Origin of the sequence: Micromonospora siamensis (assembly GCF_900090305.1) — a bacterium.
GTDB classification, from domain to species: Bacteria; Actinomycetota; Actinomycetes; order Mycobacteriales; family Micromonosporaceae; genus Micromonospora; species Micromonospora siamensis.
Genome location: NZ_LT607751.1, coordinates 5723633 through 5740181 on the forward strand (window position 1 = coordinate 5723633; position 16549 = coordinate 5740181).

Below are 16549 nucleotides of genomic sequence, written 5' to 3' on the forward strand. Positions count from 1 at the left end.
AGTCTACGGAGCCGCACACTGGAGATCGTGAGATGCCTGGTCACCGGAGCGACGGGTTACATCGGCGGGCGCCTGGCGCCCCGGCTGCTGGACGAGGGGCACCAGGTGCGCTGCCTGGGCCGCAAGGCCGGACGGCTGCGCGACGTGCCGTGGGCGGCCCGCGCCGAGATCGCCGAGGGCGACCTGCGCCGGCCGGAGACCCTGCCGGCCGCGTTCGACGGCGTCGACGTGGCGTACTACCTGGTGCACTCGCTGGGGCAGGCCGGTTTCGAGGCGGCCGACCGGGAGGCCGCGACCAACTTCGCCGCCGCCGCCCGCGCGGCGGGCGTACGCCGGATCGTCTACCTCGGCGGACCGGAGCCGAAGGAGGGCGGCGAGGTCCCCTCGCCGCACCTGCGGTCCCGGGCCGAGGTGGGGCGGATCCTGCTGGCCGGCGGGGTGCCGACCGTGGTGCTCCGGGCGGCGGTGATCATCGGTTCCGGCTCGGCCTCGTTCGAGATGCTGCGCTACCTCACCGAGCGGCTGCCGGCCATGGTCACCCCGCGGTGGGTGCGCAACCGGATCCAGCCGATCGCGGTCCGGGACGTGCTGCGCTACCTGGTCGGCTGCGCGACGCTGCCGCCCGAGGTGAACCGGGGCTTCGACATCGCCGGACCGGACATCCTGACCTTCCAGGAGATGATGCAGCGGTACGCGAAGGTCGCCGGCCTGCGCCGCCGGATGATCCTGCCGGTGCGGGCGCTCACCCCGTCGCTCTCCTCGCACTGGGTCGGCCTGATCACCCCGGTGCCGAACGCGATCGCCCGGCCGCTGGTGGAGAGCCTGATCCACGAGGCGGTGGCGCACGAGCACGACATCGCCGGGTTCGTCCCCGACCCGCCCGACGGGCTGACCGGCTTCGACCAGGCGGTCGGGCTGGCCCTGGCGAAGGTCCGCGACGCCGAGGTGGAGACCCGCTGGTCCACCGCGAGCGGGCCGGACGCACCGGCCGAACCACTGCCCAGCGACCCGAAGTGGTCCGGCGGCACGGTCTACACCGACGTCCGGGAGAGGACCGTGGACGCCCCGACCGCCGCGCTGTGGCGGGTCATCGAGGGGGTCGGCGGCGAGCACGGCTGGTACTCCTTCCCGCTGGCCTGGTCGGTGCGGGGCTGGCTGGACCGGCTGGTCGGCGGGGTGGGGCTGCGCCGGGGCCGGCGCGACCCGCACCGGCTCCAGGTGGGCGAGGCGCTGGACTTCTGGCGGGTCGAGGAGATCGTGCCGGGTGAGCTGCTGCGGCTGCGCGCCGAGATGCGGCTGCCCGGCCGGGCCTGGTTGGAGATGCGCGCCGAACCGGCCGGCGACGGCCGCAGCCGGTACGTCCAGCGCGCCGTCTTCCTCCCTCGCGGCCTGCCCGGGCACGCCTACTGGGGTTCGGTGGCCCCGTTCCACGCGATCGTCTTCGGCGGGATGGCCCGCAACATCGCCCGCGGCGCCGAACAGCTCGGCTGAGGGGCCGAGCAGCTCCGCTGAGGGGGCGCGAGCCCTCAGTTGCCGTCCCGGGGACCGGCCTGGCGGAACGCGATCGACTCGCTCGGTGGGACGAAGTCCCGCCGCGGCTCGTCGCGCAGCGTGGTGGCGAGCACCCGGCCGACGGCGTCGATCATCTCCTTCTGCACCGCCTTGCCCACCGCGTCGCGCGGGTCGTCCGGGTTCGCCGCGATCGAGGCGACCGCCAGCTGCGGGGTGAAGGCGACCACCGACTCGGTCTCGTTCCGCTCCGAGCTGCCGGTCTTGCCCGCCACCGGCCGGCCGAGCCGGGGGCCCAACTGCGGGGCGGTGCCGCCGTCGCAGCGGCCGTACATGGACTGGTCGCCGACCGGGCAGCGGGCCGCGTCGGTGGCCGCCCGGGCCACGTCGGTGTCGAGCACCTGGCGGCAGTCCGGCCGGCCGGCGGCCACCGGGCGCCCCGATGGGTCGATGATCGACCGGACCGGCGACGGCGCGCACCAGGTCCCCTCGGCGGCCAGGGTGGCGTACGCGCCCGCCAGGTCGAGCGGGGTGGTGGCGGAGACCCCGAGGGTGAACGCCCCCCAGTCCCGGGCCGAGTAGCGGGCCAGCTTGGCGTCGTCCTCGGCGCGGAACACGATGCCCAGCCGCTCGGCCATCTCCACCACCCGGTCCGCGCCGACCCGCTCCGCCAGCCAGGCGAAGTACGTGTTCACCGAGCGGCCGAAGGCGCTCCACATCGTCCGCTGCCCGTCCATCCCGGTGAGGTCGGCGTTGGCCGGGCACCAGCGGCCGGCGCAGCTGGCCGGGCCGCCCGAGGCCGGGAACCGGGTCAGCAGCCGGTGCGGGGCGTCGAACCGGGTGTCCAGCGGCAGGCCGGCCTCCAGGGCGGCGAGCAGGGTGAACAGCTTGAACGTCGAGCCGGCCTGGTAGCCGGCGATCGTCCCGCCGCCGGCGATCAGCTGGTTGACGGTGTTCGGGTAGTTCTTCTGGCCGGGCGGGTTGCCGGCGACGCCGTAGTCGCGGTTCACCGCCATGGCCAGCACCCGCCCGGTGCCGGGCTGCACCACCGCGGTCGGCACGGCCAGCGGGTCGTCGGTGGAGTAGATGCCCAGCACCTGGCTGCGGGTGGTGGCCTGCACCGCCGGGTCCAGCGACGAGACGATCCGGAAGCCGCCGCGCCGCAGCAGGCCCTGCCGCTCGTCGACCGACGCCCCGAACGCCGGCTGGGCTCCCCACCAGCGGGTGAACCAGTCGCAGAAGAAGCCCCAGTCGTTGTGCTCGGCGGGCACCGCCGCGCAGTCGTTCGGCGTCTCGCTCGGGTCCAGGGCCAGCTTCTCGGTCCGGGCCTTCGCCGCCTCGGCGGCCGGCACCTGGCCGGTCTCGACCAGCCGGTCCAGCACGTACGACCGGCGGGCCAGGGCGGCGGCGGCGTCGCCGTTGATCGGGTCGTCGGTGGCCGGTGAGCGGACCAGGCCGGCCAGCAGGGCCGCCTCGGCCAGCGTCAGTTGGGCCGGCGACTTGGAGAAGTACCGCTTGCTGGCGGCGGCGATCCCGTACGCCCCGGCGCCGAAGTAGGCGATGTTGAGGTAGCGGCTGAGGATCTGGTCCTTGTCCAGGGTGCGTTCCAGGGCCAGGGCGTAGCGCATCTCGCGCAGCTTGCGACCGGTGCTGATCTCGGTGGCCCGGGCCCGCTGCTGGGCGGTGAGCCGCGGGTCGCCGGCGAGCGCGTTGCGGACGTACTGCATGGTCAGCGTCGAGGCGCCCTGCCGGGTGGCGCCGTCGCGCCGGTTGACCGTGAAGGCACGTACCACCCCCCGGACGTCCACCCCCCGGTGCTGGTAGAAGCGGACGTCCTCGGCGGCCACGATGGCCTGGCGCATCACCGGCGCCACCCCGGCCAGCGGCACGTCCACCCGGTCCTCCACGTAGAAGGAGGTGATCAGGGTGTTGCCGTCGTTGGCGTACAGGTTCGACCGCTGGACGGTCGGTGGGGTACGCAGCGAGTCCGGCAGGTCGGACCAGGGCGTGGCGATCGCGCCGACGCCGAGCCCGAGGACCAGCGCGGCCGGCAGGGCCGCCACGGCCAGCACCAGCCCGGCCAGCGAACCGGCGATGAGCACGGTGAAGATCTTGTCGAGATGGGCCCGGATCATCAGCTCTCCCCGCAGGAGCCGGTCACGCTAGGACCCGTACAGAATGCCCTTTTCGCTCTTGTTTGCGGGCAAACCTGGAGAAAGCTCGCGAGGATTACACACGACCGGTCGACCCGGGGCGGCGCCCGGACGGGAGGTCAGGGCAGCAGACCGGCGGCGAGAGGGTGGACGGCTTCCTCGATCTCGTCGGCGACCCGGCTGAAGCACTGGTCGCCGCGACCCCACGGGTCGTCCAGGTCGTCCGTGGTCAACGCGGACGCGCCCCGGCGGGCCTCGTGGACGGCGGCCACCAGGGCGACACCGCGGGCGTGGACCGCGTCCGGCGTGGCCGCCGCCGCGGGCAGGGCGGCCAGGTCCACCGCCGGCAGCAGCCGGCCGAACTCACCCAGGACGAACGTCCGGGCGGCCGCGTCGGGGCGCAGCGCCAGCACGTACTCGTGCTGGTCGGCGGTGGCGGTGAGCACCAGGTCCGCGGCGTCGATGTGGTCCGAGCGCAGCTTGCGCGCGGCGAAGCCGTCGACGTCGCCGCCGCGGGCGAGCACCTGCCGGGCCGCCGGCGGGTTCATCTCCTCACCGGCGTGCCAGCCGCCGGTGCCGGCGCTGTGGCTGTGCAGCAGCTCGTCGGCCCGGGCCGGGTCGACGTCCAGCCGGCCCAACCGCTCCCGCAGGGCGAGCACCAGCAGCCGCTCGGCCATCGGGGAGCGACAGATGTTGCCCATGCACACGTGCAGGACGGTGAACGGCGGCACTCACGCCTCCCGGGCGTCGAGGATGTCCGGGACCACGTCGCGCAGCTTCTGGATCGGGATGGCGCCCCGACGGAGCACCTGCGGCACCTCGCCGGTCACGTCCACGATCGTGCTCGGCACCGGGTCCGGGCAGGGGCCCGCCTCCAGGTAGGCGCGCACCGAGTAGGCCAGCTGGTCACGGGCCTCCTCCGCGGTGACCGCGGCCGGCTGACCGGTCCGGTTGGCCGAGGAGACGGCCATCGGGCCGGTCTCCCGCAGCACCTCCAGGGCCACGGGGTGCAGCGGCATCCGGACCGCCACCGTGCCCGTGTCGTCGCCCAGGTCCCAGCTCAGCGTGGGCGAGTGCTCGACCACGATGGTGAGCGCGCCCGGCCAGAACGCCTCGACCAGGTCGCGGGCCGCCCGGGGCAGCGAGAAGACCAGGCCGTCGAGGGTGTGCCGGGAGCCGATCAGCACCGGCGGCGACGCCTGCCGGCCCTGGCCCTTCGCGTCCGCCAGGGCCTTGACCGCGTACGGGGTGAACGCGTCCGCGCCGATCCCGTAGACGGTGTCCGTCGGCAGGACGACCAGCTCGCCGTTCTTGACCGCCTCGATGGCCGCAGCGATGCCGCGGTCCCGGTCGGCGGGCGACCGGCAGTCGTAGAGCATCACGAGGAGCCAGTCTGCCACGCCGGGCCGGCATCGGCGCGGTCGCCGTCCGGACGGCGGGACGCGGTGGCGAACCGGGGACGCCCGGCCAGGTCGTGGTGCTCCGTCACGGACGTGAACCGGCCGTCGGCGGCGAGCAGTTCCGGCACCGCCGTGCCGTGCGTGTCGTCGTGCTCGATGCCGAGCACCCCGCCGGGGCGCAGCAGCTCCGCCGCCCGGCGCACCACCGGGCGGATCACCGCCAGCCCGTCCGCCCCGCCGAAGACCGCCTCGTCCGGGTCGTGCCCGGCCACCTCCGGGGGGACCACCACCGAGCGCGGCACGTACGGCGGGTTGCAGAGCAGCACGTCGACCCTGCCGGCCAGGTCGGCCAGCAGCTCCGGGTCGGTGACGTCGGCGACCACCACCTCGACCGGCCGGTCCCCCGCCGCGGCCCGGTCCGCCGCGTTGCGCCGCAACCAGCGCAACGCCTCGGGTGAGCGTTCCACCGCCACCACCCGGGCGGCCGGCAGCTCCTGGGCGACCGCCAGGGCGATCGCGCCGGAACCGCTGCACAGGTCCACCACCAGCGGTCGGTCCGCCGCCTCCCGGCCCCGGGCCACCCCCCAGCCGGCCAGCAGCTCGGTCTCCGGGCGGGGCACGAACACGCCCGGGCCCACCGCCAGCTCCAGGTGCCGGAAGCCGGCCGTCCCGGTCAGGTGCTGCAACGGCTCGCGGTCGGCCCGCCGGGCCACCAGCTCCTCGAAGCGGCGCAACTGCTCCGGGCCGAAGCCGTCGGCCAGGGCCAGCCGACCCCGCGGCACCCCCAGCACGTACGCGGCGAGCTGCTCCGCCTCGGCCCGGGCCGCGTCGACGCCGGCGTCGGCCAGCCGCCGGGCGGCGCCGGACACCGCCCGGGAGGGCCGTACGGGATCTGTCCCTTCGGACGGGTGTCGGGCATGGTGGGTCACGTCATAATCATGAGTCGTCGCCGGGGCGTACCGCGTCCGGGTGCGGCGCGGGACACACCGACAGGGAGGTCGCGGGTGGGCTGGTTCGACCGGGTCACCGACCAGGTTGACGCCCTGCAGCACGCCGAACGCCTCCAGGAGGTGAGCCGGTCCGCCGAGGCGTGCGAGATCCTGGACCGGGTCGTCGCCACCACCACCGACCCCTACGCCCGGGCGTACGCGCTGGTGCAGCGCCTCTCCGCGCTGATCAACCTGGGCCGCACGGCGGAGTACAGCCGGGCCATCGACCAGGCCTCCACCGCCGTCCGGGACCTCGCCGAGCCGTACCTGCACGGGCACCTCAACGCGCTGGCCGCCCTCGCCGCCCACCACCAGGGCGCGCTGGACCGCTGCGTCACCCACCTGGTGAAGGCGGCCCGGGCGTTGGGCGCGGCGGAGGACCCGGACTCGCGTACCGCCTGGGGCTGGCACGACCTGGCGATGGCCTACTCCTACCTCAGCTTCCACGGGTACGCGCTGGGCGCCATCGAGCGGGCCCGCCAGCTCGGCACCGCCGCCGGCATCCCCGAGGAGACCTTCGCCGCCCCCGGCATCCGGCTGCGCAACGCGGTCGCCCTGGACCACAACGGCGACAGCGACGGCTGCCTGCGGGTGCTGCGGGACGTGGCCGCCGACCTGGCCCGGTTCGTCCGCGCCGGGCGGGCGGGCCGGATCCGGCCGAGCAGCCTGGCCGCGTACGGCTACGCCGCCGCCCGCCGCGCCGCCTTCGGCGACCGGGTGGACAGCGGCACCGACGCCGACCCGGTCCGGCTGCTCGGGCACGGCGGGGACAGCGCCCGGGCCCGCGACATGCGGGAACTCGGGCGGGTCTGCCTGGCGGTGGCGGACGGCCGCCCGATCGAGGCGGTCACCCGGCTGGACCGGATCCGGGTCGGCGACGAGACGCTGGGCGCGGCGGAGCCGGCGCGGCTGCGCAGCATCGCGCTGTCCCGGGCCGGTGACCACGCCGCCGCGCACCGCACCGACCGGCTGGCGTTCCGGCTCGCCGCGCAACGCAACGACCGGCTCCGCGACGTCTACATCGACGGCATCGCCGCCCGGATCGACCACGAGGAGATGCGCCGCGAGGCCGCCCGGTACGAGGGTGAGGCGCTCACCGACCCGCTGACCGGGCTGCCCAACCGGCGCCGGCTGGAGCGCTACATCGGCGCGGTGGTCGGCCGTGGGGAGCGGGTGGTGATCGGCGTCTGCGACCTGGACGGCTTCAAGGCGGTGAACACCCGGCACGGCCACCACTCCGGCGACCTGGTGCTGCAACGGATCGCCGGGGTGATCAACCGGGTGATGCGCCGGGGCGACTTCGTCGCCCGCTACGGCGGGGACGAGTTCGTGGTGGTGCTCCCCGGCGCCGGCATGGGTGAGGCCGCCGAGGTGGCCCGCCGGATCGACGCCGCGGTCCGGGACGAGGACTGGGAGTCCCTGGTGCCGGGCACCCCGGTCGGGATCAGCATCGGCTTCGCCGAGGTCGGCGACGGCGCCGGGCCGTCCCTGCGGGACGCCCTGAGCGCCGCCTTCGAGGCCGCCGACCGGGAGATGCTGCGCGCCAAGGCCCGCCCCCGGGCCAGCTGACCCGGCTTCCCCGTCGGCCGACCCCGGTCCCGGCCGGTCGACCGGGCTTCCCGGTCAGCGGCGGGACAGGTCCGGCTCCCCGGCCAGGCGGGCGGCGCGGTCGGCCTCGGCGAGGGCGTCCAGGACACCGTCGAGGTCACCAGCGAGCGCCAGATCCAGGTTGTACGCCGTGTAGCCGATCCGGTGGTCGGTGATCCGGTTCTGCGGGAAGTTGTAGGTGCGGATCCGCTCCGAGCGGTCCACCGTGCGGACCTGCGCCTTGCGGGCGTCCGAGGCGGCGGCGTCGGCCTGCTCCTGGGCGGCGGCCAGCAGCCGGGCCCGCAGGATCCGCATCGCCTGCTCCCGGTTCTGCAGCTGCGACTTCTCGTTCTGGCAGGAGACGGTGATCCCGGTCGGCACGTGGGTGATCCGCACCGCCGAGTCGGTGGTGTTCACCGACTGCCCACCCGGGCCGGACGACCGGAACACGTCGATCCGCAGGTCGTTCGGGTCGATGGTGACGTCGACGTCCTCGGCCTCGGGCAGCACCAGCACGCCGGCGGCGCTGGTGTGGATCCGGCCCTGCGACTCGGTGACCGGGACCCGCTGCACCCGGTGCACGCCGCCCTCCCACTTCAGCCGGGACCAGACGCCGTTGCCGCCCTCGGGCACGCCCTTGGTCTTGATCGCCAGGGAGACGTCCTTGACGCCGCCGAGGTCGGAGTCCTGGGCGTCGATCACCTCGGTGAGCCAGCCGTGCCGCTCCGCGTACCGGGTGTACATCCGCAGCAGGTCGCCGGCGAACAACGCCGACTCCTCGCCGCCCTCACCGGCCTTGATCTCGACGATCACGTCCTTGGCGTCGTGCGGGTCGCGCGGGATGAGCAGCTCGGCGAGGCGCTCCTCCAGCGCCGGCAGGCCCGCCCCGATCGACTCCGCCTCCGCCGCGAAGGACGGGTCCTCGGCCGCCAGCTCCCGGGCCGCCGCCAGGTCGGCACGCGCCTGCTCCAGCTCGCCGGCCGCCTTGTGCAGCGGGACCAGCTCGGCGTACCGGCGGCCCACCCGGCGGGCGGTGCCCTGGTCGGCGTGCAGCGCCGGATCGGCCAGCCGCTTCTCCAGCTCGGCGTACTCGTCGAGGAGGGCGGCCAGGCGCTCACTGCTCATGCGGGGGATGCTCCTTCGACGACGACGGCACCGGCGGGCTGGCGGGGGCCAGGGAGGACTTCCGGGGGCGGAACGGACGAACGCCCGTGCCCGGCACAGGGCCGGACACGGGCGTCGTCGGAAGAGCTACTTGGCCTTCTTCGCCTGAACCTTGGCGTACTTCTGCTGGAACTTCGCGACCCGGCCCGCGGTGTCGAGGACGCGCTGCTTACCGGTGTAGAACGGGTGGCAGGCGCTGCAGGTCTCGACCGTGATCGAGCCGCCCTTGGCGGTGCTGCGGGTCGTGAAGGTGTTACCGCAGGAGCACTTGACCTCGGTCGAGGTGTACTCCGGGTGGATGTTGGGCTTCATGTCGCCTCGGTCCTTTCGTGGGTGGTCGCCGGGTCGCCCCCGCTGCCGTTCGCGGCGGGTCGGGCGTGAACCGGAACCGGTGGCCGATTGACCAGTGTGCCATGGGCTCGCGCCGGCCCGGCAGGCGGGCCGCACAGGTGGTCCGGCTGGCTCAACGCCCACCTCCCCGTCCGCATTCCCGCCCGCCGGAGGGGCATTCGTCCGGCACCCGCCGGGGTGGTCGTACGGTGGGGGCCGCCGGAGCCGGACGGCCCGGCGGCAACGGGACGAGCTCGAGGAGACGGGGATGTTCCGCCTGATCGCCACCCGCGGCCTGCCCGCCTCCGGCAAGACCACCTTCGCCCGCGGCCTGCAACCCGGGGTGGTCCGGATCAACCGGGACGACCTGCGCCGGATGATGCACGGCGAGCGGCTGTTCACCCAGTGGGCCGAGGGGCAGGTGGCCCGGGCCCAGCGGGCGCAGGTGGAGGCGCTGCTGGCCGCCCGGGTGAGCGTCTGCGTGGACGACACCAACCTGCGCTCCCGGACGCTGCGCGACTGGGCGGAGCTGGCCGAGCGTTACGGCGCGGCGTTCGAGGTGCACGACTTCACCGACGTGCCGCTGGACGAGTGCCTGCGCCGGGACGCCGCCCGCCCGGAGGCCGACCGGGTCGGCGAGGCGGCCATCCGCCGGCTGCACGAGCGCTACCTGGCCCACCGGCCGCTGCCGCTACCGGTGCCGACGGCCGGCACCGGCGGGCCGGGCCGGGTGAGCCGGGCCGAGCCGGAACGACCGGACATCGTCCTGGTCGACATCGACGGGACCGTGGCGTTGAACGTCTCCCGCAGCCCGTACGACATGACCCGGGTCGGCGAGGACGTCCCCAACGAGGCGGTGATCGCGGCGGTACGGGCGATGCACGCGGCCGGACACGGGGTGGTCTTCTGCTCCGGCCGGGACGCCTCCGCCCGGCCCGCCACGGTGGCCTGGCTGGCCCGGCACGTCCGGGTGCCGTACCTGGCGCTGCACCTGCGGGCGGTCGGCGACCAGCGCAAGGACGCCGTCGTCAAGCGGGAGATCTACGACCGGGAGATCCGGGACCGCTACCGGGTCGTGGGGGTCTTCGACGACCGGCAGCAGGTGGTCCGGATGTGGCGCTCGCTCGGCCTGACCGTCTTCCAGGTCGCCGAGGGCGACTTCTGACCGGCGCCGCCGGCGGGTTCCCTCCCCCAGCGAGGAACCCGCCGACGGCGCGGTCAGGCGGCGGGGGCCTCCCCAGGTGCCGCCGCCGTGAGGGTGATCGTCGCCTCGGCGCGTACGCCGTTGACAGTCACCACGAGCCGGACCTGCGCGCCGGGGCGCATGGCGGTGAGCTGCCCGGTGGCCGGGTCGAAGCGGGCCACGTGCCACGGCTTCACCCCGTCGGCCGGGCCGACGTGCAGGTTCGGTGAGCCGGCCCAGTCGGCGCTGACCGGGGCGGCCACCGGGACGGTACGCCCACCGGGCTGGGTGAGCGTGGCGGTGACCCGGGCCGGTGCCCCGACCGGCACGGTGGCCGGGGCGGTCAGGGCCAGCCGGTCGACGTGGGCGTGGAACTCGGCGGCCACCCACTCCGGGCCCTCGGCGAGCGGGTCGCGCCGGGCCTGTTCCGCCTCGGGCCCGGTCACCGGGTCGACCCCGAACTCGGTCCAGCCGGTGAAGCCGCCCTGCTCGGCCGGGGTGGACGGGTTCTTGCCGGAGTTGCCGTTGACCACGTACGGCACGCCGTCGACCCGGTCGGCGTGGAAGGTGCCGACGTGCCCGTTGACCATCAGCGCGCCCTTGCCGGTGCGGTGCTGGAAGTCGGCCAGCCACTGCTCCACCAGGGCGGCCTCCTTCCGGTCGCCGAGCTGGCTGGCCTTCGCCGGGCTGGGGTCGCGGGGCGGGTGGTGGAAGAGCACGGCCACCGAGCCGACGGCCGGGTCGGCGGCGGCCGAGTCGAGCGTGCGGCGCAGCAGCTCCACCTGGTCGAAGCCGCTGCCGCGCAGCGAGCCGGCGGAGCTGTTCAGCGTGACGAACCGGGTGCCGGCGTGATCGAAGACCCGGGAGGTGTCGCCGAACGCGGCCCGGAAGTTGCCGATCGGGGCGCCCATCACCTCGTGGTTGCCGGGGACGTAGTACCAGGGCAGGGCGTCGCCCAGCTCCTCGTCGAGGATCCGCTTCGCCAGGGCGAAGTCCGCCGGGTAGGCGGTGTCCACGAAGTCCCCGTCGATGACCAGGAAGTCCGGCTTCGCGGCCCGGATCTCGCGGAGCGTACGGCGGGCCTGGGCGACCAGGTCGCTGTCCGGGTCGGCGGCGACGAACTGGGCGTCGGACAGCACCGCGAAGCGCCAGGGCGCGCCGTCGACGGTGCCGTCGCGCAGCACCACCCGGTCGGTGCGGTACGGCTCGGCCGGCGCGTCGAGGGCCGGCGGCACCTTGGCCACCAGGTCGTCGATGACGAGCTCGCTGGTGTACTGCTTCGCCGGGTCGGTCTCGGCGACGTAGAACCGGCGCACCCGCACCGGGTACTGCACCCCGGCCGGGACGGCGAACTCGACGTACCGCCAGCCGGTCCAGGTGACGTACGGGCCGCGGAGCACGTGCTGGGTGTCCTGGGCGTCGTGCAGGTGCAGGCTGGGCCACTCGCCCCGGCCGTTGCCCTTGATCCACATGCCGAACGCCTGGGGCTGGCCGGGTACGTCGATCCAGGCGGGCGGGTCGGCGTACGCGGCCCGGGTGCCGGTGGACTGGCCGAAGTCGTACGCCAGCTTCAGGCCGGTGCCGGTGTGGCCCGGCGCGGGGGCGACCGAGCCGGTGGCCCGGGCCTGGCTGAACCGCCAGGCGGCGGCGTCGTCGAAGCCGGCGACCGGCACGTCGGTCAGCCCGACGGTGACCGGCAGGACGGTGGTGGAACCGCCGACGTGGGCGGTGAGCAGGGCGGATCCGCTGTCGCGCAGCGCCCGGACCGACAGGTTGCCGTCGGCGGTGGGGGTGACGTCCAGCAGCTCGCGGTCGTACTCCAGCCGCAGGTCGGCCGGCTCGATCGGGGCGGTGTTCCCCTCGGCGTCGTAGCCGACCACGCCGAACACCCCGGTGTCACCGGACCGGTTCAGGCCGAGTCGCTCCACGGTGGAGCCGATCCGGTCCAGCGGCCCGAGGACGGTGAGGTCCAGGGTGCCGCGCGCCTCCTCGCGCCAGGCGGTGACGGTGGCCCGACCGGCGGCGCCGGCCCGGAACACGCCGTCGTCGTCCACCGTGCCCTGCGCGGCGGGGTTGGCCCGCCAGCGGGGCTCTCCGGCCGCCGGCCCGTACGTCTCGTCGTAGCCGGCCGCGGTGAGCCGGCGGGTGAGGCCCGGGAACACCCGGTCCGGTCGGCCGCCGCGGACCGGGGCGACGCCGGGCGCGGCGGTCGGGTCGCTCGCCGTCTCGAGCCAGTAGCCGGTGAGCCGGCCGCTGCCCTGCGGCGCGTAGACGGCCAGTCCGTTGGGGACCGGGCGTTCCGTGCCGTCGGAGGGGGCGTTCTCCACCTGCACGGCGGCGGCGCCGGGCTCCCGGGCGAGCAGGGTCGACGAGCCGCCACCGTCGAGGTTGAGCGCGTTCGCCGCACCCAACTCGACCATCATCCGGCCCATCTCCGTCTGGGTGACGCCCCGGCTGTCCACCGACCGGCCGTCCACGGTCAGCATGACCATCCGGCGGCCGTCGGCGGAGAAGCCGACGGAGGTGCGCGGGGCGAGCGTCCGGTCGGCGATGTCCTGCACGACGCCGTCGCGGACCAGCACGTTGCCGCCGCCGACCGCCGAGCGCAGCTCACCCCCGTCGGCGGCCCTCGGCCGCCAGGTCACGTCCACCGGGTCACCGGGGCGCGGCGCGGCGAGGGCGTCCGCGCCGGCCTCCCGGCCGAGCAGCACGGTGGTCCCGGCGGGGACCGGACCGTCGCCGGCCGTGCCGGCCACGGCCGCGACCCGACCGCCGGTCACCGTCACCTCGACCGTCCGGGCCGCGCCGCCGACCGCCCGCGCCCGGGTGTACGTCCCCCAGAGCGGAGTGAACACGCCGATGCCGTCGCGCTGCACCATGTTGTTGAACTGGGTCAACCCGACCGGTCCGGTGGGCAATGTGGCGGTGCCCTCGAAGCCGACCTGGATGATCCGGCCCAGGCCGGCGCCGTCCAGCGCGGCGGCGTTGGGGTGCCCGGCTACCGGTGACTGGATCAGCTCGCCGGAGCGGATGCCGACGCCCTGGGCGGCGCCCGAGTTGTTGATGTCGAAGAAGTCGCCGTTGACGGCGGCCACCGCCCGGGAGCGGTCCACGGCGGCCCGCAGCGGCTCGTCGCGGGTGACCGCCCCGGAGTTGACGTAGTCGACCGTCAGGCCGCCGGAGAGATCGGCGGTGAGCGCGTCGGCGCGCAGCCAGCCCTCGGCGTCGTACCGGTCGAAGGAGGTCAGGTCCAGGCCGGGCGCGACCGGCCGGGTGGTCTTCGCGGTCTCCAGGCCACCGGCCGGCTCCAGCCCGGCGACGGGCGCGGCGGCCGGGGTGGGGCGGCGGGCCAGGGTGACCGGGCCGGCCGGCCCGGAGGAGGCGACCGGCGCGTCCTCGGCGGCGGTGTCGGTGGCCACGGTGGGACCCGCCGCCACGGCGGCGGGCGACGGACCGGGGAGGGCAAGCAGCGGGGTGAGCAGCAGGGCACCTGCCGCCCGAGCGGATCGACTGCGGGTACGCATGGACGACAGTCAACCCGAGACTGCACAGAAGTTTCAATACCTGACCGCTTACACGAAGGAAAACTCCACGCGGCCGGGGCGGGACCGGTCGGTGCGTACACGAAGGAAGGGCACGGCCGCGAACGGCCGTGCCCTTCCTTCGTCGGTCCTACCGGGGCGGTGTCACTCCCCCGGCGTCGACTTCGCGATCTGCATCAGGAACTCGATGTTGGTACGCGACTTCTTGAGCCGGTCCAGCAGCAGGTCCAGCGCCGCCTGCGAGTCCAGCGAGTGCATCACCTTGCGGAGCTTGTGGATGATCGCCAGCTCCTCCGGCGCGAGGAGGATCTCCTCCTTACGCGTGCCGGACGCGCTGACGTCGACCGCCGGGAAGGTCCGCTTGTCCGCGATCTTCCGGTCCAGCTTCAGCTCCGCGTTACCGGTGCCCTTGAACTCCTCGAAGATGACCGTGTCCGCCATGGACCCGGTCTCCACCAGCGCGGTGGCGAGAATGGTCAGCGAGCCGCCGTTCTCGATGTTGCGCGCCGCGCCGAGGAAGCGCTTGGGCGGGTAGAGCGCGGTGGAGTCGATACCACCCGACATGATCCGGCCGCTGGCCGGCGCCGCCAGGTTGTACGACCGCCCGAGCCGGGTCACCGAGTCGAGCAGCACGACCACGTCGTGGCCCAGCTCGACCAGGCGCTTGGCCCGCTCGATCGCCAACTCGGCGACCGTGGTGTGGTCCTGCGGCGGACGGTCGAACGTGGCCGCGACGACCTCGCCCTTCACCGAACGCTGCATGTCGGTGACCTCTTCGGGCCGCTCGTCCACCAGCACCACCATCAGGTGGCACTCCGGGTTGTTGTGGGTGATCGCGTTCGCGATCGCCTGCAGCACCATGGTCTTACCGGCCTTGGGCGGGGACACGATGAGCGCCCGCTGTCCCTTGCCGATCGGCATGACCAGGTCGATGACCCGGGTGGTCAGGATGTGCGGCTCGGTCTCCAGCCGCAGCCGCTCCTGCGGGTAGAGCGGGGTGAGCTTGTAGAACTCCGGCCGACGCCGGGCCTCCTCGGGCTCCATCCCGTTGACGGTGTCCAGCCGCACGAGCGGGTTGTACTTGTCCCGCCGCTGGTCGCCGCTGTTGCCGCCCTCGCGGCCGGCCCGCACGGCGCCGGTGATCGCGTCACCGCGCCGCAGGCCGTACTTCTTGATCTGGGACATCGAGACGTAGACGTCGTTCGGGCCGGCCAGGTAGCCGGTGGTCCGGACGAAGGCGTAGTTGTCCAGCACGTCGACGATGCCGGCCACCGGGACGAGGACCTCGTCCTCGCCGACCTGCGGCTCGCGGCCACCGCCGCCGCCCTCGTTGCCGCCCTCGGCACGGTCGCCACGGCCGCGACGGCGGTCACGGAACCGGCTACGCCGGCCCCGCCGGCCGCCGCCCTCGCCGTCGTCGTCGCCGTCGTTGTCCCGCTCGGCACGCTGACCACGGTCGTTGCGGTCACCCCGGTCGTTGCGGTCACCCCGGTCGTTGCGGTCACCCCGGTCGTTACGGTCACCCCGGTCGTTACGGTCGTTGCGGTCGCCACGGTCGTTGCGCTCGGCCCGCTCGCCGCCCTCGGCCCGGTCACCACGCTCGCCGCGCTCGTTGCGCTCCGCCCGCTCGCCGCCGCGCTCGTTGCGCTCGGCCCGCTCGCCACGCTCGGCCCGGTCGGTCCGCTCGCCACGCTCGGCCCGGTCGGTCCGCTCGCCACGCTCGGTCCGCTCGCCACGCTCAGCGCGGTCGGTCCGCTCGCCACGCTCGGTCCGCTCGCCACGCTCAGCGCGGTCGGTCCGCTCGCCACGCTCGGTCCGCTCGCCACGCTCGGCCCGGTCGGTCCGCTCGCCACGCTCGGCCCGGTCGGTCCGCTCGCCACGCTCGGCCCGGTCGGTCCGCTCGGCGCGGTCGGCCCGCTCGCCACGCTCGGCGCGGTCGGCCCGCTCGCCACGGTCACCGGCGCGCTCGGCACGGTCCCGGTCGCCACGATCCGCGGTCTCCTCGGCGCGCGGCTCGGCGGCCGGCGTTTCGACGGCGGTGGTCGCCGCCGCGGCCCGGCCACGCCGGGTGCGGGTACGACCCTCGGTCGGTGCGGCGGTCTGCTCGGCCGCCGGCTCGGTGGCCCGACGCTCCGCCTCGGGACGCTCGGCGCCCCGCACCTCGGCACGGACCTCGTCACGGGCGGGAGCGGCCGCGGCCGGCACCTCGGCCCGCGGTCGAGGGGTACCGGCGGCGGCGCCGCCCTGCCGCTCGGAGATGGCGCTGATCAGCTCGCCCTTACGCATGCGAGCGGTACCGGAGATGCCGAGCGACGCGGCCAGGCTCTGAAGCTCCGGCAGCAGCATCGCGGACAGGCCGGTGCCGCTGCGCCGACGGCGGGTGGGGGCGGCTGCGGCTTCGCCAGCGACGTTGGAAACATCCGACGTCATGTCGGTGGTGTCGCTCAATGGATTCCTTCCCTCGATAGGCCGGGACTGCCCGGAGTCGACGTACGAGGTGGCCGGGCGGCCTCGGTGCACCCGCCTCGCAGGGACGCGTCGCGGGAGTCTGTGACACAGCAGCCGGTCGGTCTCCCGACTCACCAGCCTCGGTGAGCAGGTCTCGCCGTCTGCGGCGACCTGTGGAAACTGCGGTGCGGCGTGGGCCTAGGCAGGGGTGACGGGCTTACCGCCGAAAGCTTCGGGGGTGCGC

General features: G+C 74.9%; 11 protein-coding genes. 3 read left to right on the forward strand and 8 right to left on the reverse strand.

Annotated elements, in window-relative coordinates:
* Window positions 1–27: 27 nt before the first annotated feature.
* On the forward strand, window positions 28–1491 hold the full coding sequence (locus GA0074704_RS26170) for an SDR family oxidoreductase (protein WP_088972941.1): 1464 nt from the start codon (window positions 28–30) through the stop codon (window positions 1489–1491).
* A 35-nt stretch (window positions 1492–1526) separates the two neighbouring features.
* Here GA0074704_RS26170 and GA0074704_RS26175 read toward each other — a convergent pair whose 3' ends face one another.
* From GA0074704_RS26175 to prmC, 4 genes are all read right to left on the reverse strand, one after another.
* Window positions 1527–3644: a transglycosylase domain-containing protein gene (locus tag GA0074704_RS26175; RefSeq protein WP_088972942.1), complete on the reverse strand. Its 2118-nt coding sequence runs from the start codon at window positions 3642–3644 to the stop codon at window positions 1527–1529.
* A gap of 137 nt (window positions 3645–3781) precedes the next feature.
* Window positions 3782–4393 (reverse strand): arsenate reductase/protein-tyrosine-phosphatase family protein, encoded by a 612-nt coding sequence (locus GA0074704_RS26180; RefSeq protein WP_088972943.1) that lies wholly within the window; start codon window positions 4391–4393, stop codon window positions 3782–3784.
* Complete coding sequence (locus GA0074704_RS26185) at window positions 4394–5041, reverse strand: L-threonylcarbamoyladenylate synthase (RefSeq protein WP_088972944.1); 648 nt, start codon at window positions 5039–5041, stop codon at window positions 4394–4396. It abuts the gene before it with no gap.
* Window positions 5041–5931, reverse strand: a complete 891-nt coding sequence (prmC, locus tag GA0074704_RS26190; protein WP_231926685.1) for a peptide chain release factor N(5)-glutamine methyltransferase — start codon at window positions 5929–5931, stop codon at window positions 5041–5043. Before prmC ends, GA0074704_RS26185 begins: the two co-directional genes overlap by 1 nt.
* A gap of 135 nt (window positions 5932–6066) precedes the next feature.
* Here prmC and GA0074704_RS26195 point away from each other — a divergent pair, with 135 nt between their 5' ends.
* On the forward strand, window positions 6067–7620 hold the full coding sequence (locus GA0074704_RS26195; protein WP_088972946.1) for a GGDEF domain-containing protein: 1554 nt from the start codon (window positions 6067–6069) through the stop codon (window positions 7618–7620).
* 54 nt (window positions 7621–7674) lie between these two features.
* On the opposite strand, the gene prfA is transcribed toward GA0074704_RS26195, so the two are convergent.
* Both prfA and rpmE read right to left on the reverse strand, forming a co-directional pair.
* The gene (gene prfA / locus GA0074704_RS26200) at window positions 7675–8763 is read right to left on the reverse strand and encodes a peptide chain release factor 1 (protein WP_088972947.1); all 1089 of its coding nucleotides are present in this window, start codon (window positions 8761–8763) and stop codon (window positions 7675–7677) included.
* 126 nt (window positions 8764–8889) lie between these two features.
* Window positions 8890–9114 carry a 50S ribosomal protein L31 gene (gene rpmE / locus GA0074704_RS26205; RefSeq protein WP_088972948.1) on the reverse strand — a complete coding sequence of 75 codons (225 nt, stop codon included), beginning with the start codon at window positions 9112–9114 and terminating at the stop codon, window positions 8890–8892.
* 286 nt (window positions 9115–9400) lie between these two features.
* Between rpmE and GA0074704_RS26215 the strand changes: the two genes are divergently transcribed.
* The gene (locus GA0074704_RS26215) at window positions 9401–10297 is read left to right on the forward strand and encodes a phosphatase domain-containing protein (protein WP_088972949.1); all 897 of its coding nucleotides are present in this window, start codon (window positions 9401–9403) and stop codon (window positions 10295–10297) included.
* 53 nt (window positions 10298–10350) lie between these two features.
* Here GA0074704_RS26215 and GA0074704_RS26220 read toward each other — a convergent pair whose 3' ends face one another.
* On the reverse strand, window positions 10351–13839 hold the full coding sequence (locus GA0074704_RS26220) for a phosphodiester glycosidase family protein (RefSeq protein WP_088972950.1): 3489 nt from the start codon (window positions 13837–13839) through the stop codon (window positions 10351–10353).
* A 162-nt stretch (window positions 13840–14001) separates the two neighbouring features.
* Window positions 14002–16305: a transcription termination factor Rho gene (gene rho / locus GA0074704_RS26225; protein ID WP_088972951.1), complete on the reverse strand. Its 2304-nt coding sequence runs from the start codon at window positions 16303–16305 to the stop codon at window positions 14002–14004.
* Window positions 16306–16549: the final 244 nt, after the last annotated feature.

Excerpts from the sequence above, each read along its gene's own strand:
- GA0074704_RS26175 (WP_088972942.1), bottom strand. The coding sequence starts at position 3,644 with ATGATCCGGGCCCATCTCGACAAGATCTTCACCGTGCTCATCGCCGGT.
- GA0074704_RS26185 (WP_088972944.1), bottom strand. The coding sequence starts at position 5,041 with ATGCTCTACGACTGCCGGTCGCCCGCCGACCGGGACCGCGGCATCGCT.
- prfA (WP_088972947.1), bottom strand. The coding sequence starts at position 8,763 with ATGAGCAGTGAGCGCCTGGCCGCCCTCCTCGACGAGTACGCCGAGCTG.
- rpmE (WP_088972948.1), bottom strand. The coding sequence starts at position 9,114 with ATGAAGCCCAACATCCACCCGGAGTACACCTCGACCGAGGTCAAGTGC.
- GA0074704_RS26215 (WP_088972949.1), top strand. The coding sequence starts at position 9,401 with ATGTTCCGCCTGATCGCCACCCGCGGCCTGCCCGCCTCCGGCAAGACC.
- GA0074704_RS26220 (WP_088972950.1), bottom strand. The coding sequence starts at position 13,839 with ATGCGTACCCGCAGTCGATCCGCTCGGGCGGCAGGTGCCCTGCTGCTC.